This window comes from Curtobacterium sp. KBS0715, assembly GCF_005938005.2.
GTDB classification, from domain to species: domain Bacteria; phylum Actinomycetota; class Actinomycetes; order Actinomycetales; family Microbacteriaceae; genus Curtobacterium; species Curtobacterium flaccumfaciens.
In genome coordinates this window covers 2,377,549-2,396,770 of record NZ_VCCA02000001.1, presented here as the reverse complement: position 1 = coordinate 2,396,770, position 19,222 = coordinate 2,377,549, and the positions used below count along the sequence as shown (strand labels likewise).

Annotated in this window: 16 protein-coding genes; 11 read left to right on the top strand and 5 right to left on the bottom strand. The window is 70.8% G+C overall.

Annotated elements, in window-relative coordinates:
• Nucleotides 1–418 precede the first annotated feature (418 nt).
• From FFG40_RS11445 to FFG40_RS11425, 5 genes are all read left to right on the top strand, one after another.
• Nucleotides 419–904 carry a flagellar protein FlgN gene (locus FFG40_RS11445; RefSeq protein WP_027465506.1) on the top strand — a complete coding sequence of 162 codons (486 nt, stop codon included), beginning with the start codon at nucleotides 419–421 and terminating at the stop codon, nucleotides 902–904.
• Nucleotides 905–908: 4 nt separating this feature from the next.
• Nucleotides 909–2,330, top strand: a complete 1,422-nt coding sequence (gene flgK, locus FFG40_RS11440; protein WP_138803258.1) for a flagellar hook-associated protein FlgK — start codon at nucleotides 909–911, stop codon at nucleotides 2,328–2,330.
• A 2-nt stretch (nucleotides 2,331–2,332) separates the two neighbouring features.
• A complete protein-coding gene (locus tag FFG40_RS11435) occupies nucleotides 2,333–3,214 on the top strand; it encodes a flagellin (protein ID WP_138803257.1) in 882 nt (293 codons plus the stop codon).
• On the top strand, nucleotides 3,211–3,579 hold the full coding sequence (fliW, locus tag FFG40_RS11430; protein WP_027465503.1) for a flagellar assembly protein FliW: 369 nt from the start codon (nucleotides 3,211–3,213) through the stop codon (nucleotides 3,577–3,579). The genes FFG40_RS11435 and fliW overlap by 4 nt, the downstream gene beginning before the upstream one ends.
• A gap of 246 nt (nucleotides 3,580–3,825) precedes the next feature.
• Nucleotides 3,826–4,746 carry a hypothetical protein gene (locus tag FFG40_RS11425; RefSeq protein ID WP_138803256.1) on the top strand — a complete coding sequence of 307 codons (921 nt, stop codon included), beginning with the start codon at nucleotides 3,826–3,828 and terminating at the stop codon, nucleotides 4,744–4,746.
• Nucleotides 4,747–4,763: 17 nt separating this feature from the next.
• Here the strand turns inward: FFG40_RS11425 and FFG40_RS11420 are convergent, their stop codons facing one another.
• Entirely contained in the window at nucleotides 4,764–5,411 is a 648-nt protein-coding gene (locus tag FFG40_RS11420) for a hypothetical protein (RefSeq protein WP_138803255.1), read from the bottom strand.
• Between the two features lie 38 nt (nucleotides 5,412–5,449).
• Here FFG40_RS11420 and FFG40_RS11415 point away from each other — a divergent pair, with 38 nt between their 5' ends.
• The gene (locus tag FFG40_RS11415; protein WP_185974168.1) at nucleotides 5,450–6,322 is read left to right on the top strand and encodes a hypothetical protein; all 873 of its coding nucleotides are present in this window, start codon (nucleotides 5,450–5,452) and stop codon (nucleotides 6,320–6,322) included.
• Between the two features lie 116 nt (nucleotides 6,323–6,438).
• Here FFG40_RS11415 and FFG40_RS11410 read toward each other — a convergent pair whose 3' ends face one another.
• Nucleotides 6,439–7,407, bottom strand: a complete 969-nt coding sequence (locus FFG40_RS11410; RefSeq protein WP_138803254.1) for a beta-ketoacyl-ACP synthase III — start codon at nucleotides 7,405–7,407, stop codon at nucleotides 6,439–6,441.
• A gap of 66 nt (nucleotides 7,408–7,473) precedes the next feature.
• The gene (locus FFG40_RS11405) at nucleotides 7,474–7,881 is read right to left on the bottom strand and encodes a ChaB family protein (RefSeq protein ID WP_138803253.1); all 408 of its coding nucleotides are present in this window, start codon (nucleotides 7,879–7,881) and stop codon (nucleotides 7,474–7,476) included.
• Between the two features lie 99 nt (nucleotides 7,882–7,980).
• Between FFG40_RS11405 and FFG40_RS11400 the strand changes: the two genes are divergently transcribed.
• On the top strand, nucleotides 7,981–8,952 hold the full coding sequence (locus tag FFG40_RS11400) for an aldo/keto reductase (RefSeq protein ID WP_138803252.1): 972 nt from the start codon (nucleotides 7,981–7,983) through the stop codon (nucleotides 8,950–8,952).
• A gap of 234 nt (nucleotides 8,953–9,186) precedes the next feature.
• On the opposite strand, the gene FFG40_RS11395 is transcribed toward FFG40_RS11400, so the two are convergent.
• Together FFG40_RS11395 and zapE are read right to left on the bottom strand one after the other, a co-directional pair.
• On the bottom strand, nucleotides 9,187–10,461 hold the full coding sequence (locus tag FFG40_RS11395; protein WP_111030006.1) for an ammonium transporter: 1,275 nt from the start codon (nucleotides 10,459–10,461) through the stop codon (nucleotides 9,187–9,189).
• A gap of 209 nt (nucleotides 10,462–10,670) precedes the next feature.
• Nucleotides 10,671–11,693: a cell division protein ZapE gene (zapE, locus tag FFG40_RS11390; protein WP_138803518.1), complete on the bottom strand. Its 1,023-nt coding sequence runs from the start codon at nucleotides 11,691–11,693 to the stop codon at nucleotides 10,671–10,673.
• A gap of 140 nt (nucleotides 11,694–11,833) precedes the next feature.
• On the opposite strand from zapE, the gene FFG40_RS11385 reads away from it, so the two are divergent.
• The 4 genes from FFG40_RS11385 to FFG40_RS11370 all read left to right on the top strand — a co-directional run bounded on the left by FFG40_RS11385 (nucleotide 11,834) and on the right by FFG40_RS11370 (nucleotide 19,130).
• Entirely contained in the window at nucleotides 11,834–12,745 is a 912-nt protein-coding gene (locus tag FFG40_RS11385) for a sulfurtransferase (protein ID WP_111057222.1), read from the top strand.
• A complete protein-coding gene (locus FFG40_RS11380) occupies nucleotides 12,742–13,200 on the top strand; it encodes a SufE family protein (protein ID WP_027465483.1) in 459 nt (152 codons plus the stop codon). The genes FFG40_RS11385 and FFG40_RS11380 overlap by 4 nt, the downstream gene beginning before the upstream one ends.
• 147 nt (nucleotides 13,201–13,347) lie before the next feature.
• The gene (locus tag FFG40_RS11375; RefSeq protein WP_185974167.1) at nucleotides 13,348–18,690 is read left to right on the top strand and encodes a DUF6531 domain-containing protein; all 5,343 of its coding nucleotides are present in this window, start codon (nucleotides 13,348–13,350) and stop codon (nucleotides 18,688–18,690) included.
• Between the two features lie 56 nt (nucleotides 18,691–18,746).
• Nucleotides 18,747–19,130, top strand: a complete 384-nt coding sequence (locus FFG40_RS11370) for a hypothetical protein (RefSeq protein WP_138803250.1) — start codon at nucleotides 18,747–18,749, stop codon at nucleotides 19,128–19,130.
• The last annotated feature ends 92 nt before the right edge of the window (nucleotides 19,131–19,222 follow it).

Sequence of the window (19,222 nt, the reverse complement as noted above, 5' to 3'; positions counted from 1 at the left end):
GTGTCGGCTCACCCGTCCGTGGGCGCGACGGACGCCGGCCTCGGATGGCCGGTGCGTACGCCGAAGACCCGCCCGGGTCCCTCCGAGCGGTGCACCCCGCATCGTTCCCGAGCGGTTCCGGGTGTCCCCCGGGGTGCGTTCTGAATGTATCGGCTGGCAATGCGCTGAACAGGTGCACAACCGTCCCCAGTGCGGGGGTGTCAGGCCCCGTTCCGGGTCGGCATTTGGGGGGACCCGGGGTCGGGAACGCTCGTTCTTGTCCCCCGACGGGGGTCATCGGGTCACAGAGTCGACGAGTACGGGGGACGGCACTCGGCCGCCGGGGCTTACGGTCGCGATCACCGAGTCGATAGGTCCCGGTGTCCGCAGGATGACGGACCGGGGACCACCCCGACGAACCACCACCTGGGAGGAGCTGATGAGCGTGAACGACCTGTCCGCCGTGCTCTGGCGCGAACGCGAGCTGCTCGAACTGCTCACCTTCAAGCTCGAGGAGGAACAGCTCCTGCTCACCGCGGGCCGCTCCCGCTGGGTGTCGCACGCCAGCCGCGAGGTCGAGCAGGTCCTCGACCGGCTCCGCAGCACCGGTCTCGAGCGCGCCGCGCAGAGCGCCGAGGTCGCCGAGGAGTGGGGCGTGGCCGCCGACGCTCCCCTGCGCGACGTCGTCGCCGCGGCGCCGAACGGTCCGTGGGGGGAGATCCTGTCGTCGCACCTCACCGCGATGGTCGAGCTGACCACCCAGATCGGTGCCCTGCGCGACGAGAACGACCGGTTCCTCCGTGCCGCCGCCCAGGCCACCGAGGAGACCCTGGCGGGGACCGTCACCGGCGCCGCCACCTACGACGCCAGTGGCACGTCCGGCGCAGGCCAGGACGGCGCCCGCCTGTTCGAGGGGACGCTGTAGCACCGTGGTCAGCACCTTCGGATCCCTCGCGACCGCCTACTCCGGCCTCGCAGCCGCCCGCGCCGGCATCGACGTCACCGGCCAGAACATCGCGAACGCCGGCACCGCGGGCTACACCCGCCAGCGCGTCACGCAGAACTCGATCCCCGCGACCCAGACCGGGTTCATGCGGGGCACCGCGGCCCTCGCCGGCCAGGGCGTCTCGGTCGACGGCATCGCCCGCCTGGCGTCCCTGACGCTCGACGCCGGTGTCCGCGTTGCCGCCGGTTCGTCGGCCTACGCCGATGCCCGCGCCACGGCGCTCTCCGCCCTCGAGACCGGGTTGCACGAGCCCGGCAAGGACGGCCTGAGCGCCAAGCTCGACGCGTTCTGGTCGTCCTGGGGCGAGCTCGCCAGCCACCCCGACGACCCGGGTGCCGCCAGTGCCGTGCTCGGGGCCGCCGGCACCGTCGTCGCCGCCCTGGCCGCCGGCTCGAAGGCCGTCGACGCGCAGTGGTCCTCGGTGCGCGGCACCCTGACCGGGCAGGTCGCCCAGCTGAACGGCGCCGCGGAGCAGGTCGCCGACCTGAACGGCAAGATCCGCACCGCGCTCGCCTCGGGCGGCAACGCCAACGAGCTGCTCGACCAGCGCGACCAGCTCACGCAGCAGATCGCCACGCTCGCCGGCGGCACCACCCGGACGAACGCCGACGGCACGGTCGACGTGCTCCTCGGCGGCAACCCGCTCGTGCAGGGCACCGACGCCCGCTCGGTCGCCCTCGGCGGCGGCGAACGTCTCGCCGACGGCACCGCGGTCACCCTGACCTGGACCACCGGCACGGCCGGGGCGGTCGGACTGAGCGGCGGGTCGATCGGTGGCGCCCTCGCGGTCCTCGCGCCCGCGTCCGGCACCGGCACCGGCGGCGCACTCGCCGAGGCATCCAAGTCCTACGACGCCGTGGCCACGCGGCTCGCCACGACCGTGAACACCCTGCACGCCGCCGGGACCACCCCGGCCGGCACCACCGGCGCCCCCTTCTTCTCCCTGGCGGCCGGCATCCCCGCCGCCCAGGCACTCGGCGTCGTCCCCACGGACGCCGGTGGCCTGGCGACGCGGAACGCGGCGGGGGAACTCGACGACTCGTTCGCCGACGCGCTCGCGAGACTCGGGGCGTCGTCGGACGGCGCCGACCAGGTCTGGGCGACGTTCGTGGCGGGGGTGGGCACCGCCTCCAGGTCGGCCACGTCGGAATCGACGATGACCGGACTCGCGCTCACCAACGCGCGCACCCAGCAGCAGTCGAGCGCCGGCGTCGACCTCGACGAGGAGAACGTCAACCTGCTGAGCTACCAGCACGCGTACCAGGGCGCGGCGCGCGTCCTGACCGCGGTCGACGAGATGCTCGACACCATCATCAACCGCGTCGGACTCGTCGGGAGGGGCTGATCGTGATCACCCGTGTGACCACCCAGATGTCGATGGCGGCCGCCTCGGCCCGGCTGCAGGCCGGTGCCGCGCGGGTCGCCGAGCTCACCGACCAGGCCACGACGCTGCGTGCGATCCAGAAGCCCTCGGACGACCCGGTCGGCACCGCGTCGTCGATGCAGGTGCGCAAGGAGCAGGCCGCAGCCGCGCAGTACTCGCGGAACGCGAACGACGCCGCGGCGTGGCTCGCGACCACCGACAGTGCGCTGTCCAGCGTGTACTCGGTGCTCAACAACGTCCGCGACCTCTCGGTCCGGGCCGCGAACTCCGGCACCATGAGCGACACCGACCGCGACGCGTTCGTCACGCAGTTCCGGTCGCTCAAGGCCGACCTCGAGGCCCGTGCCAACACGACCTACGGCACCCGTTCGGTGTTCGCGGGATCGTCGACCTCCGCTGTCGCCTACGACCCCGCGACGGGTTGGGCGGCATCGGGCACCGACGTGTCCCGTCGGGTCGGCGACGGCACCACGGTGCGGGTCGACACCTCCGGCACCGCCGTCTTCGGATCCGGCGACGACTCGGTGTTCGGCATGATCGACTCCATCGTCAGTGACCTGCAGAACGGGGTGAACGTGAACGCTCGCATCGGGGACGTCGACACGGCGCTCGGGACCGTCCGCGGCGCCCAGGCCGACGTCGGCGTCCGGCACGCCGCCGCACTCGCGGCGCAGGACTCGCTGAAGTCCGCGACCGTCTCGCTCGAGAGCCGCCGCGCCGACATCGAGGACGTCGACCTCGCGAAGGCCGTCCTCGACCTGCAGGTGCAGCAGACCAACTACCAGGCAGCCCTCGCCGTCACCGCGAAGGTCCTGCAGCCGACCCTGATGGACTACCTCCGATGAGCATCTCCCTGACCTTCGCCGTCCCGCCGTTCGGGCTCGCCCCCGCCGCGGCCTTCGAGCTCTCGCCGGTCGACGGCGCCGAGGGGCTGTTCACGCTCGTCGGCGACGACGCACGGCTGTTCCTGCTCGACGCCGCGGTGCACCTGCCGTCGTACGCGCCGGAGCTCACCGACGAGCAGGCCGCCGGGCTCGGGCTGACCGACCCCGCCGACGCGATGCTGCTCGTGGTCGCGAACCCCGGCGCATCCGGCACCACGGTGAACCTGCTCGCGCCGATCGTCGTGAACGCCCGGACGGCCGTGGGCGCGCAGGTCATCCTCGAGGAGCAGGACCTGCCGCTGCGGGCGGAGCTCGCGCGGGTGTAGGTCGGGGGTTCGCACCCGTTCTTCGACATTCCACCAGTCGTTCACGGCGTGGATCGTCGGAAGATGTGCACGCAGATGGTGCGTGTGCATGTGACGACAAGACACGAGTCGTTCGACGCGTGGGTCGTCGCAAGATGCACGCGCATCGAAGCTGGTCAGTCCTGCACAGGTCGTCGCCGCCGCCCGGCTCTCCACAGATCAGGCGATGGCGGGAGCTGAACCACGAGGTTCGGCGAGCCTGGTGCCATGTCCAGAGCGAACGACGTCGAACTGATCCGCACGACGGGTGCGACCTCCGCTGAACGCCGCGCGCTCGAGCGCGATGTCCACCGGGGACGGTACGAACGCCTCCGCCCCGGCGTCCTCGTCCGCCCGGATGCACTCGACGGGATGCACCCCGGTGAGCAGCACCACGTGCTCGTTCGTGCCTCGGCGCACCGACTCCGCGCGACCGATGTCGTCTCACACCAGTCTGCGTGCGCGGTCCTCGGACTCCCGTTGATCGGGGCAGCACCGCCCAAGGTGCACCTCACCGATCCGACCACGACGCACACCCGTGTCACGGCGTGGTTCGTCCGACACGGTGCACAGGGGCGAGCGCCCGCAGTCCTCGTCGATCAGCAGGCGACCCCCACGACCACGGCCGCCAGGACCGCCATCGACGTCGCTGCGACACGCTCCGTGCTCGAAGCACTCCCCGTCGTCGATGCCGTGCTCTCCCGTCGGCTCACCGACCGTGAGGCGCTGGACGCGGAGCTCGCATCGCTGGCCTTCGCCCGGGTCAAGGCAGGGATCGCCGTGGGGATGGGGTCGGCGCTGTCGGGGTCACCGGCGGAGTCGGTGTGCCGCGTGCGCTTCCGCGAGCTTGGGGTGCCGGAGCCGGTGCAGCAGCACGTGTTCGCCCGGGCCGGATCGGCCACGGCGATCGTGGACTTCTGGTTCCCCGACCAGGGCGTCGTGGTCGAGGTCGACGGCCGCGCGAAGTACGAGGACCCGGCGCTGCTCGACGGGCGATCCACCGCGGACGCGCACTGGCGCGAGAAACGTCGTGAAGACTTCATCCGGTCGTTCCCCGGGGTCCGGGCGGTCGTCCGGATCTCGTGGGCCGACCTGATGCAGCCCGACCGGGTGCGGGCTGCCCTCCGGCGGGCGGGTGTCCCGTGCTGAGGCTGCGTGTTCGACGATCAGCGCGGACGACGCGGCGCGTCCGGGTGGTACGTGCGCTGACGCTCGATCCGCGGCCGACCGGACGCTTCACCGGCGTGCACCACCCCACCGACCACGACCTCGCCGCGGCCCACGCGCACACCCCGGACCGGCCCGGTGCCCTTGACCACGCCGCCGCGGTGGTCCGGGTCGGGTTCGCGGTGGTCGCCGCCGTCCTCGAGCTCGACGTCGCGCACGGACACCGGCCCGAGCACCTGTGCGCCCGAGCCGATCCGCGCCGGCCCCTCGACTAGACACCCGGCCGTCAGGCGAGCCCGACCACCGATCACGACGTCGGACCCGTCGGCCACGATGGTCACCGGGCCTGGGCCGAGTTCGGCACCCTCGCCGATGTGCACGGCCGCCGCAGACGCGACGACGGTCACGGGTCCGGGGCCCAGGCGGGCACCGGCGGCCAGCGTGATCACCCCACCGTGCCGGGTCTCGAGCGTCGTGGACGGGTACAGCTCCACCCCGGGCAGGACCGAAACACCCACCCCGATCAGGACGGACGCGGGATCGAGCACCCGGACCTCGGGCGCGAGGGCGGCCACCTGCCGGACGGTCAGGAACCCGGCCGCACGACGGGCGTCGTCGAGGGGTCCCTGCTCCAGATCGGTGTCCACCCAGCGAGCCTCTCACGTGCTCGGCGTACGGTGAACGCATGGCCCGTGCTCCGAAGGACCAGTCGATCGTGCCCCTGCCGACCGCACCGGTCTCCCCCACCTCTTCCGACCCCCGAACGCAGCAGGTCCAGCCCTCGGGCTGGGCCAAGTGGCTCGATCGGGTCATCAGCGTGCAGCGTCCCGTCGTGGTCGCGCACGTCAACGCGATCCGTCGCCGCAAGCCCGACGCGACCCCCGCCGAGGTGATCCAGATCCTCGAGCGGCAGTACCTGGCCGCTGTCACGACCGGTGGCGCCGCGGTCGGTGCGAGTGCGGTGATCCCCGGAGTCGGGATGGCCGCTGCGCTCGGACTGAGCGGCGCCGAGACGGTCGGGTTCCTCGAGACCACCGCCCTGTTCGCACAGTCGGTGACCGAGGTACACGGCATCGCGCTGGACGACCCGGAGCGCGCTCGCACGCTGGTGATGGCGATGATCCTCGGCGCGCCGGGAACGCAGCTCATCAAACAGCTCGCCGGACAGGCCGCGGGCGGTCAGGCCCGGACGGCGTTCTGGGGCGAGATGGTGACGTCCTCGCTGCCGAAGCAGGTCGTCAACGGCATCGGCGGACAGGTCCGTGACCAGTTCATCAAGCGCTTCGCCATCCGGCAGGGCGGTTCGGTCCTCGGCCGCGCGCTCCCGTTCGGCATCGGAGCGGCCGTCGGCGGTCTGGGGAACCACGCCCTGGGCCGCAAGGTGATCCAGGCGTCGCGGACGGGGTTCGGCATGCCGCCGGCGGAGTTCCCGATCGTGCTGACGGTCACACCGACTGCCGAGAAGACCCGGCGTGCCCTGCCGTGGAAGCGCGGCGCGGGCAAGGACCAGGACCTCTGGACCGAGCCGGGCCAGGACGACCCCCGCTCGAAGCGGTAGCCAGGACGACCGAGAAGGGTCCGGCGCGACGACCGCGAACGGTCCGGCGCGACGACCGAGCAGGGCCCGGGCACGGATGCTCAGCAGCCGAGCCCGGGCCGTTCGTGCAACCGCGCCTAGAAGGACCGCACCGGCGTCGTCACGACCTGCCCGGCATGGGCGAACCCACCACCGAACCCGAACAGCAGGGCCGGCACTCCCTCCGGCAGGTCGCCACGTTCCCAGGCTTTCGACAGCCCGAGCGGCACACTCGCGGCCGAGGTGTTCCCGGACTCGACGACGTCGCGGATGACGAACTTCGACTCCCCACCGAGCGCGGTGACGAGCGGCTCGATGATCCGCAGGTTCGCCTGGTGGAACGCGAACACCTCGATGTCGTCCATCGCGAGCCCGGCGGCTTCGACGACCTTGCGGGCGTGCCCCTCGGCCTCGGTGATGGCCCACCGGTAGATCGAGCGACCCTCCTGGTTGAACCGCCCGGGCGACCCCTCCACACGGACGGCGTCGAGCAGGTGCGGGACGCTCCCCCACGACACCGGGCCGATCTCGGGTGTCTCGGCGACCCCGAGCACGGCGGCGCCGGCCCCGTCACCGACGAGTACGCACGTCGACCGGTCGGTCCAGTCGGCAATGCCGGAAAGAACCTCGGACCCGATGACGAGCGCGACGTCGGCCGAACCGGTGCGGATGGACTGGTCGGCGAGCCCGAGCGCGTACTCGAACCCGCTGCACGCGGTGTTGATGTCGATCGGCGCCGGACCGTTCGTCATGCCGAGTGCGGCGGAGACCCGACCTGCCGTGTAGGGCGCGCGGTCCTGGTGGGTTGTGGAGGCGACGATGACGAGTCCGACGGCCGAGGGTGACACCCCGGCGTCGGCGAGGGCACGGCGTCCGGCCTCGATCGCCATCGACGTCACGGTGTCGTCGGGCCCGGCGATCCGACGCGTCTGGATCCCGGTGCGGGTGCGGATCCACTCGTCGTTCGTGTCGACCATCGTCGACAGCTCGTCGTTGGTCAGGACGCGTTCGGGCTGGTGGTGTCCGAACCCGAGGATCCGGCTGCCGCGGAGTGCTGGGATGTTCATCGTCGGCACGTTACCCCCTCACCCCACCGCCGCATGCCGACCGGGGAATGGACGGCACGCCCCCGCTCACTTCCGCGCTGCAGCGGTCGCGCGGTCGTTCGCCTTGCCGATCGCCTCGACCAGCTCGTCCTTCGTCATCGTGGAGCGGCCGCTGACGTCGAGCCGCTTCGCGACGTCCATCAGGTGCGCCTTCGAGGCGTTCGCGTCGACACCGCCCTCGGTCTTCCCCGGAGAACGCGAACCAGAACCGCGGGAGCCGGCGGCACCGGAGTCGGACGGCCCGGAGGACTCCTTCTCCTCCCAGTGGTCGCCGACCTTCTCGTACTCGTGCTTCACGGCGGCGAAGGCCGTGCGGTGCGCCCGCTCGCCCGGGCCGTACGTCTCGTTCGCCGAGTCCAGTGTCTTCTCGAAGATCTCCTGCGCGTGCTCCGGGGACCGCTGCAGGGTGCTGGGGATCTCGTCCTTGGCTGGCATGGCTGCTCCTCTCGAGTGGTCCCTCCTGACTACTCCCCACCCCTCGACCGGTACTCCCAGGGCCTGGCGCCGGCAGCGCGTCACGAGTAGACCCGTCTCATGGACTACACACACCTCGGTCGCACCGGTCTGTCCGTCTCCCGCGCCGTGCTCGGCACGATGAACTTCGGCCCGGAGACCAGCGAGGACGACTCGCACGCGATCATGGACCGGGCCCACGAGCTCGGCGTCAACTTCTTCGACACCGCCAACGGCTACGGCGGCTCGGTGGGCAAGGGTGCCACCGAGGAGATCATCGGACGGTGGTTCGCCAAGGGTGGCGGTCGCCGCGAGAAGACGGTCCTCGCCACGAAGGTCTACGGCGAGATGACCGACTGGCCGAACGGCGGCAAGCTCAGCGCCCTGAACATCCGGCAGTCGCTCGACGCGAGCCTGCAGCGGCTGCAGACCGACCACATCGACCTGTACCAGTTCCACCACGTCGACCGCGCGACGCCGTGGGACGAGATCTGGCAGGCGATCGACGTCGCCGTGCAGCAAGGCAAGGTCCTGTACGTCGGCTCGTCGAACTTCGCCGGGTGGCACATCGCCCAGGCGCAGGAGGCCGCGAAGCGCCGGAACACCTTCGGCCTGGTCAGCGAGCAGTCGATCTACAACCTCGTGGTCCGCGACGTCGAGCGCGAGGTCCTGCCGGCCGCCCGCGCGTACGGCCTCGGCGTGATCCCCTGGTCGCCGCTGCAGGGCGGCCTGCTCGGCGGCGTCATCGAGAAGACCGAGAACGGCTCCCGTCGGCTGTCCGGCCGCAGCGCCGAGTACGTCGACGCGCACCGCGACCAGCTGCAGTCGTACGAGTCGTTCGCGAAGGAGCTCGGCCACACGCCGGGTGAACTGGCCCTCGCCTGGCTGCTGCACCAGCCCGGCGTCACCGCGCCGATCACCGGTCCGCGCACGATGGAGCAGTGGGAGTCGGCGGTCCGCGCCGTCGGCATCCGCCTCGACCAGCGTGCGCTGGACCGTCTCGACGAGATCTTCCCGGGGCACGAGACGTCGCCGGAGGACTACGCCTGGTGAGCTGAGCCCGGAAAGGCAGGGCACCGCCGGGAGGCGCGGTGCGGGTCGGACCCGCACCGCGCCTCCCGGCACGTGGTCACGTCCAGGGCGCGTCGAAGACTCGTGGACCCGTCACGACCCAGCAGCGGGAGTCGCCGGACGGCGACCGCCTGCACGAGAGGCCGCGCGCGGACGACGACGGGCCCCGCGCTGCTGTGTGCGCGGGGCCCGTCGTCGTGCGGTGGTGGAGCGTGTCTAGCGGACGCTGACCGGGCTGTCGTCGGTCTGCTCGTAGAGGACGTAGCCCTCTTCGCCGTGGACCGCGGTGTCGATGCCGGCGACCTCGTCCTCGGTCTTGACGCGGAAGCCCATCGTCTTCTCGATGATCCAGCCGATGACGAAGGCCAGGACGAACGAGTACGCGCCGACTGCGCCCGCTGCGGCCGCCTGCTTGCCGAGCTGCTCGAACGAGCCGGAGTAGATCAGGCCGGTGTCGTTGGCGAAGAAGCCGAGGAACAGCGTGCCGAAGATGCCGCCGACCAGGTGGACGCCGACCACGTCGAGCGAGTCGTCGAAGCCCAGGCGGTACTTCCAGTCGATGGCGAAGCAGCAGACGATGCCGGCGAGGAAGCCGAGCAGGATGCCCCAACCCGGGGTCAGCGCGGCACAGGCCGGGGTGATCGCGACGAGGCCGGTGACGGCTCCCGAGGCGGCACCGACGGAGGTCGCCTTGCCGTCCTTGAGCTTCTCGATGAGCAGCCAGCCGAGGATGGCGGCGGCCGGGGCAGCGAGGGTGTTCACCCAGGCGATCGCGGCGATGCCGTCAGCAGCACCCTCGGAGCCGGCGTTGAAGCCGAACCAGCCGAACCACAGGATGGCGGCGCCGAGCAGGACGAAGGGCGGGTTGTGCGGCTTGTGCGCGCCCTTGGCGAAGCCGACGCGCTTGCCGAGCACGATCGCCAGGGCGAGCCCCGCGGCACCGGCGTTGATGTGCACCGCGGTGCCACCGGCGAAGTCGATGACGCCCCACGTGGCGGCCCAGCCGGAGGTCAGGTTGAAGACCCACGAGGCGACCGGGAAGTAGACGACCGTGACCCAGACGCCGGCGAAGACCATCCACGCGCCGAACTTGGCGCGGTCGGCGATGGCGCCGGAGATGAGCGCGACGGTGATGATCGCGAACGTCGCCTGGAACCCGACGAAGGCCATCGACGGGTACGCCGCCTGGATGTTCGAGGACTGCGCCTCCTCGAAGGCCTGGCCGAGGCCGATCTGGTTCCAGTCGATGCTGAAGAACCCGACCACGCCGGAGACCGCCGTGCCGTCGCCGTGGTTGGCGAAGGCGATCGCGTAGCCGTAGACCACCCAGAGCACGCTCACGAGCGCGATCGCACCGAACGACATCATCATCATGGAGATGACGGACTTGGCCTTCACCAAGCCGCCGTAGAAGAAGGCCAGGCCGGGTGTCATGAACAACACCAGCGCAGCCATCACCAACACGAACGTCGTGTTGCCCTGATCAAGCATCTGCTCACCTCTCGATTGCACGAGCGGCTCTTGGACCGCCTCGGGTGTCACAGAGTCTGGCGAGGCGAGGTTTCACGAGGGAGCACGAACTGTTTCGCGGATGTAACGCGACCGCGCCGTTTGTAAACGTCGTGTTTCCGCCGGCCCGATGTCCCCTGCGCGAGGGGCAGGAGACCGCCGTGGACAGGTCGGTCTGACGGCGGGGCCCCTCAGGCGCGGGTGAGCGCCACCACGCGCGAAGCCGCGCGCAGGTACTTCTTGCGGTACCCGCCCTCGAGCATCACGTCGGGGTACACCTGGTCGAGCGGGGTGCCCGAGGCGACGATGCGCACCTGCGCGTCGTACAACCGGTCCACCAGGGCGACCCAGCGCAGCGCGTCGGTCTGGTCGGTGAAGGCCCGGACGTCGGTGAGCCCGACGGCGTCGAGGTCCTCGACCAGCGCGACGTACTTCGAGGGGTGCACGGAACCCAGGTGTGCGACCACCGCGCCGAAGTCGTCGAGCGTCACGGTGCCGGACGGCAGCGCGGCGGGCACGTCGGACACCACCTGCGCCGATTCGTCCACGGCACGTCGGCGGTAGTCGAGGCCGTCGATGCGCATCGTGTCGAAGCGGTCCGACATCGCCTGGATCTCGCGCAGGAAGTCCTGCGCGGCGAAGCGTCCCTCGCCCAGGGCTCCCGGGGGCGTGTTCGACGTCGCGGCGAAGCGGGTGCCGGTCTCGGTCAGTTCCTTGATGAGCCGGGTCATCACCATCGTGTCGCCCGGGTCGTCGAGCTCGAACTCGTCGATGCACACCAGGGCGGTGCCGCGGAGCAGGTCGACCGTCCCCTGGAACCCCAGGGCACCCACGAGCGCGGTGTACTCGATGAAGGTGCCGAACGTCTTCCGCCCGGTGGCCGCGTGGTAGGCGGCTGCGAGCAGGTGGGTCTTGCCGACGCCGAACCCGCCGTCCAGGTACACACCGGACTTCGCCGCGGGTTCCGCCGACTGCTTCCGGCGCCCGAACAGCCCGCGCCGCGGTGCCTCCGCGGGACCGGCGGCCACGAACGCGGCGACGGCATCGCGGACCGAGGCCTGCGAGTCGTAGTCCGGGTCCGGCCGGTACGAGTCGAACGACGCGTCCGTGAACTGGGGCGGGGGCACGAGCGCCGCGGCCATCTGCTGCGGGGTCACCCGGGGATCACGGTCGACGAGGTGAGCGGGCAATCGGGGAACCCTTCCGGGAAGCATGTCGTGGGGTGTCACGTTGCGTCAGGGGCACGGTACGTCCGCGTACCGTTGCCCACAGGCACCAACGCCCGATCCTAGTCCGGCGCCAGCACCACGCTCCCCAGCACCACGCTCCCCCGCACCCCCTGGAGGTACCCCCGATGACCGCACCGGTCGACCCGTCCGAGAAGTTCGCCGCCTACGCGCACCCGGAGCGCCTCGTCTCCACCGAGTGGCTGCAGGAGCAACTCGACGCCGGGGCCGGCGCGCCCGACCTGGTGGTCGTCGAGTCCGACGAGGACGTCCTGCTCTACGAGACGGGGCACATCCCGGGCGCCGTGAAGATCGACTGGCACACCGACCTCAACGACCCGGTGCAGCGCGACTACATCGACGGTGCCGCCTTCGCCGAGCTCCTCGGCGGCAAGGGCATCGGCCGCGACACCACGGTCGTGATCTACGGCGACAAGAACAACTGGTGGGCGGCGTACGCCCTCTGGGTGTTCACCCTGTTCGGTCACGAGGACGTCCGCCTGCTCGACGGCGGTCGGGGCAAGTGGATCGCCGAGGACCGCGCCCTGACCACCGACGAGACCCCGGTCACGCCCGTCGAGTACCCCGTCGTCGAGCGCCACGACGAGCCCGTCCGCGCCTTCAAGGACGACGTCCTCGCGCACCTCGGCAAGCCGCTCATCGACGTCCGGAGCGCCCCGGAGTACAGCGGGGAGCGCACGACGGCGCCCGACTACCCGGAAGAGGGCGCGCTGCGCGGCGGCCACGTCCCCACCGCCGTGAACATCCCCTGGGCGACGGCCGCAGCCCCCGACGGCACCTTCAAGTCACGCGACGAGCTCGACGCCGTCTACCGCGACGGTGCCGGCATCGGTGACGCTGACGAGGTCATCGCCTACTGCCGCATCGGTGAGCGCTCGAGCCACACCTGGTTCGTCCTGCAGCACCTGCTCGGCTACGACAACGTCCGCAACTACGACGGCTCGTGGACCGAGTGGGGCAGCGCCGTCCGCGTCCCCATCGTGCAGGGATCCGAGCCGGGTACTGTTCCGAACCGATGAACGCCAGCACCGACGCACCACTCCCCGCCACCCTCGCCGAGATCCGCGACGACTTCCTCGCCCTGGGCCAGAAGGACCGCCTGCAGCTCCTGCTCGAGTTCTCGAACGAGCTGCCCGCACTGCCCGAACGCCTGCAGGGGCACGAGGACGAGCTCGAACGCGTCGAGGAGTGCCAGTCCCCCGTCTTCATCACCGTCACGGTGGGCGAGGACGGTGACGCCCCGGACGTGGTCCGGATGCACGCCACCGCCCCGCGCGAGGCGCCGACCACCCGCGGCTTCGCCTCGATCCTGGCGCAGGGCCTGTCCGGCCTGACCGTCGAGCAGGTGCTCGCCGTCCCGACGGACTACCCGTTGACCATCGGCCTGTCCGAAGCGGTCAGCCCCCTGCGGATCCGCGGCATGGTGGGCATGCTCGGACGCGTCCAGCGGCAGGTGCAGGCGGCGGTCGCGTAGACGCGACCAGCTGACGGACAGGAGGCGCGGTGCCAGCTGGCACCGCGCCTCCTGTCCGTTGCTCGTTTCGGATGCATGCGGTCCTCTGGCATTTCAGTCGCCGGCCGTGACAGGATGGGCCGGTCAGCACCATGGGGGGAATTGACGATGGCGAAGATCCACGGGAACGATCCGACCGGCTACTCGTACAGCGCGGCGGACACGCTCAAATCGGCTTCGACGGCGCTCGCGTCGTCGATCGGCGGCCAGTCCGGATCGCGGTCGTCGTCGGTGACGACCGCGAGTGCGGAGTTCCGGGGGTACTTCTCCGAGGTCTTCGCGGACAACGCCGACATCGGCGCACGCAGCGCGACGAAGCTCGTCGGGTCGTTGCAGAGCCTGTCGGGGTTCGTGCAGGAACTCCGCGACGCCGCCAAGGACGAGGACGACCGGCGGAAGCAGGCGAAGGCGTGGGACGCCCGCAAGCGTGAACGCGAGGAGAACTTCTTCGTCGGCGCCGGACACGAGATCTCGACGTGGTTCGGCGGCGGTGACGACCCGAAGCCCCCGGAGCCGGAACCGGAGCCGCGGCTGCAGGCGGACGAGGTCAGCGTCAAGGGGCGCGAGATCCCCGCGGGTGGTGGGACCAGCGGCGGGACGTCGTCGGCCGTCCCCGAAGACCTCCGCTCCTTCGAGGCGAACACCCGCACGCTCGACTCCGACTTGTCGGGTGCCGTCTCCACGTTCCGCAACGCCCTGAGCGACTACGAGGCCGAGTGCAACCCCTGCTGGGGCACGCTGAACGCCCAGTCGCTGCTGACCGCCGTCAACGACTGGCTCACCGCGAACGGGCAGGACGCCGACTGGGCGGGCACCGTCGCCGCGCAGTTCGAAGCCGCCGGTGGTGGTGCCGGGCCCGCGACGCTGTCGGACGCGGCGATCGCGGCGGCCCTGTCCGCGGCGGGCATCGACGCCGGACGTGACGACTTCACCATCGGACCGTTCTCGGCGATGGGGACGCCCCCGACGAACGGGTTCGCCGACGATCCCGTCAACACCGCCACGGGCAACTTCCTGGAGCCCGAGACCGACCTGTCGTTCGCCGGGCAGGCGGCGTCGCTCCGGCTCACCCGGATGTACAACTCGCTCGACGGCCGTGCCGGGGTGTTCGGGCTCGGGTGGTCCTCGATCCTCGACACCCGGCTGGAGATCACCTACGACGCCGCGTCGGTCGTGCTCGACGACGGCCGGCAGGTCGACTTCCCGCGGCAGGGCGACGGCTGGGACCGCGCGGTCGGCGAAGACCTGTGGCTCCGGGCCGAGCGAGACTCCCTCGTCGTCCAGGACAACGCCGGCAGTCGCTGGGAGTTCACGCCGTCCGGACTGTGGTTGCGAAGCGGCCGTGGAGCCGGCACCACCGTGACCGTTCGGCATGACGAGCAGGACCGCATCACCCGCCTGTCGCACGTGTTCGGACGGTTCATCGACGTCGAGTACGCGGGCGACCGTGTGGCGTCGACGACCGCCTCGGACGGACGCCGCATGGACTACCACTACGACGGTGCTCGTCGACTCGTCCGTGCGACGGACGCCGTCGGCAGCCGTCGGTACCGCTGGAACGACGACGGGCTGATCGACCGCGTGACCGCTGCCACGGGTGTGGTCGAGTGCGAGAACACCTACGACTCCCGGGGCCGCGTCGTCGAGCAGCGCACCCCGTTCGGACGGCGCGTGCGGTTCGCGTACCTGCCGGGCCGCGTCACCTCGGTCTCCGACGTCGACGGCGACCACACCAACACGTGGATCGCCGACCGCAAGGGCCGCGTCGTCGGGATCATCGACACCGACGGGCAGCGTCAGTCAATGTCGTACGACCCGCACGGCAACCTCGTCTCGGTGACCGAGCGCGACGGCCAGGTGACCGTCCACGGGTACGACGACCGCGGGCGCCGCGTGCGGACCGTGACCCCCGAGGGTGCCGACCTGACCTTCGGGTACGACGAGCAGGACCGACTGACCACCGTGGTCACCGCGAACAGTGGGGTCGTCGAGTACTCGTACGCGGGCGACGACCGGAACCCCTCGATGATCGTCGACCCCGTCGGTGGTCGCACCGTACTGGAGTGGCGGGACGGCCTGTTGGTCCGGACCACCGATCCGACGGGCGTCGTCGTCGTCCTCCACCACGACGCCTCCGGCGAGGTCGTCGGCGTCGAGAACGCCGTGGGTGACACCGCACGGCTGATGCGCGACGCGGGAGGCCGGATCGTCGAGGCCGTCACGCCGCTCGGCCACCGCACGCGGTACCGGTACGACGGCGCCGGCCTGCTCACCGCGCGTGAGGACCCGGACGGCGGACTGTGGCGGTTCGAGCACGGCGACGGCGGTCGGGTCACGGCGACGATCGATCCGACCGGTGCCCGCACCGAGGTCGCCTACGGCCAGCACGGCGAGATCGTGTCCATCACGGATCCCCTCGGTCGCGTCGTGACGAAGGACTTCGACGCCTTCGGCAACGTCTCGTCGATGACCCTGCCCGACGGTGCCGAGTGGGCGTTCGTGCACGACGCGCTCTCCCGACTCGAAGCCGTGGTCGACCCGGCCGGCGGCACCTGGACACGCGAGCACGACATGGTCGGAGCCCTCGGCGCGACGGTCGACCCCACCGGTGTCCGCACCGAGGTGGGGCGCTCGCGCGCTGACGGCGTCTCCACGGTCCGCGACGCCTTCGACGCCGTGTCCGTGACGACCGACGAGTTCGGCCGTCCGACCCGGCTCGAGCACACGGACGCCTCCGCCGAACTCACGACGTACGACGCCTGCGGCCGCCCGGTCGAGCTCGTCGACGCGGACGGGGGCCTCACCAGGATCGAGCGTGACCTGGCTGGACGCGTCGTCGGTGTGGCCACTCCGGCAGGCCGCACCACCCGGTACGAGTACGACGCGTGCGGCCGCCCGGTCAGCGCGATCGACCCCGCCGGCGCACGCACCACGCTGACCTACGACGCCGATTCACGGGCCGTCGCGCGCACCCTGCCGACCGGCGAGGTCGCCCGGACCGAGTACGACCGCCAGGGTCGGGTCGTCCACGCCGACGTGCCCGGGGTCGGCACCGCCCGGTACCGGTACGACCGGGTCGGTCGCGTGGTCTCGGCGCGGGACACCCGCTTCGGCCAGCGGACCTTCCGCTACGACGCCGCCGGGCAACTCGTCGCCGCGGTGAACGGGCTCGGCGGCACCACCCGGTACGAGTACGACCAGCGTGGGCGCCTCGTCCGCACCGTCGATCCGCTGGGTGGGGTGACTCTCCGCACGTACACGCAGCTCGACAAGGTGGCCTCGTCCACCGATCAGCTCGGTCGCACGACGACGGCGACCTACGATGCGGCCGGGCGCCAGCGCACCCAGACGGACCCGGACGGGAGCGTCCTTCGGTGGGAGTACGACGCGGCCGGTCGTGAATCCGCGCAGTACGCCGGTGACCGTTTGATCGGCCGCATCGACCGCGATGCGCGTGCTCGCACGGTGACGATCACCGACGAGACCCGTCCCGACTCCCCCGCCACCCACGTCCTCGAGTTCAGCCGACTGGGCCAGCTCGTCCGCCGTGCCACCGGCTCGCGCGAGACCCGGTGGACCCACGATGCCGACGGACTCCGCACCTCGGTGCAGTCCCCTGACGGGTCCACGACCAGGTACGAGCACGACGCCACCGGGCGGGTCGTCCGCGTCGACCACTCGGCCTTCGGCGAGGTCCGGTACGAGCACGACGCGGCAGGGCGGCTCCTGCAGGCCCGCGGCGGCGATCAGCTGCAGACCTGGGAGTACGCGAACGGACACGTGGTCCGGCACACGCGCATCGACGCGGACGGCACGCACGCCAGCACGATCGAACGCGACGCCGACGGGCGCATCACCCGGGTCGACGGACCCGGCGGCAGCACCACCTACGAGCACGACGATGCCGCGCAGCTGGTGGCGTCCGTCCAGGAAGCCCGTCGCACCGACTGGGTCTACGACGTCGCTGGTCGTCTGGCCGAGGAACGGACGGACTCCGGGGCCCGACGGTTCCGGCACGACGCCGCCGGTCAGCTGATCGGCGTCGACGCCGTGGACGGGTCGCCCGAGGTGGAGTACGCCTACGACGGCGCTGGTCGTCGGGTGCAGGCGCTCCGAGCCGACGGCGTGACGACCACGTACGGCTGGACCCCGCAGGGTCACCTCACCGGGGTGGCGGAGACCACCGCGGCAGGCAGCACCACGACCGAACTGCACGTCGACGCCCTCGGTGAACTCGCCGATGTCGACGGCGTCCAGATCGACTGGGACACCGCCGCGTTCGCGCCGACGCTCCTCGCTGTCGGCGACACACCGGTCGTCCGTGCTCCCGGTGGTCTCACCGGCGTGGACGACGGGTGGGCCACCAGCGGTCGACGCACGATCAGAGCAGCCGACGACGCCGACCCGTGGCAGACGCTCGTCGACCTCGGCGGCTCCGGCCTGCCCGGCGGCATCGCACTCGGCGCCGACGGTTCGCTGCAGGTCGCCGGCCTGGAGTGGATGGGCGCCCGAGCCTACGACCCGTCGTCGCGCGGCTTCCTGTCCGTCGACCCGGTCACCGCGCCCGCGGGAGCAGCCTGGGCCGGCAACCCGTACTCGTTCGCCGGCAATGATCCGCTGCACGCCATCGACCCGCTCGGACTCGCGCCCGTCACCGACGCCGAGCTCGAGGCCTACGCGGCGGCGCAGCAGGGACCGCTCGCACGTGCCGCAGCCGCGACCGGTGACTGGTTCGCCGACAACTGGGAGTACGTCGCCGGTGGTGCCATGGTCGTCGCCGGAGGGGTGCTCGTCGCCACCGGCGTCGGCGGTCCGGTCGGCGCGATGCTCATCAGCGCCGGTGCCGACACCATCATCCAGAAGGCCACGACCGGCGAGGTGAACTGGGGCCAGGTCGCCGTCAGCGGGGCATTCGGTGCGGTCGGCGGTGGTGCCGGTGCCCTGATCGGCAAGCAACTGGTCAAGAACGCAGCAGAAGGGGCGGCGGAGAACGTCGCGAACTACGCGGTGAGTGGCCAGCCGGTGACCCCGGGTGGTCTGCTCCGGAACGCTGCCGAGGGTGCCGCGACGTCGGCGGCCACCGGCGGCACGATGTCGAAGGTGCACCTGCCGACGTCCGTAGCGAAGCTCGGGGACGAAACGCCTCAGGTGAGGGTGGTTCCCGACGGCCAGTGGTTCCCACGGCGCCCCCTCCCACGGGATGGTGTGGGCAACGACCTCCCTGACTCTGAGTTTCCCCATACCCAACTGGGGTGGCGCAAGAGCCGCAAGGAGCCCTACCCACAAGCGAGAGAGTTCGCCGATAATGGGGAGGTTGTGCGCACCATTGACTTCACCGACCATAATAAGCCTGATCTGCACACCAATCCACACCAACATAGGGCAGTACCTAATCCTACCGGCGGCACCGCCCAACGGGGCGATCCTGAGCCCCTACCGGAGCTCGAATGATTCTTTTTCAACGTCCAATTTATTCCGCACCCGTGGGGACAATAACGTTCCCGAATGTGTACAACGCGATCAATCCGCCACCTTTGCGTTGGTTACTGACCGACCTATGGATGACAGCGATACCCGGGTCGAGATTGAATGTCCTTGAGTTGGAGAGCAAGGTCACTCAAAGCGACGAACCGGGGCTGTGGGTGACGCATGGCCACATGCTGGAAATCGTTCGGTGGTGTGACCAGATGATCGACGGTGAGTTCCTGGGCCACCTAACGACCGGCAATCCAGAAGCCTTCGCCCCGGTCGTTCGCATCGATTTCTTCGATAGCACGACTGCGACCGTGGTCATCGACGAAACAATAATCAACCCGTCGAAGGAATTGGCAATTCTTCTGGGATCCGGTGTCGCACAATCGCACATGATGACGCGTGACACCCTGATCTGACTGCAGCCGAAGACGGTCGAAAGTTGTTTCAGCAGCTCGAATCCATCTTCGGCCCGTCGGTCTTGCGGACCGTGCTACCCAATCTTCTGGCC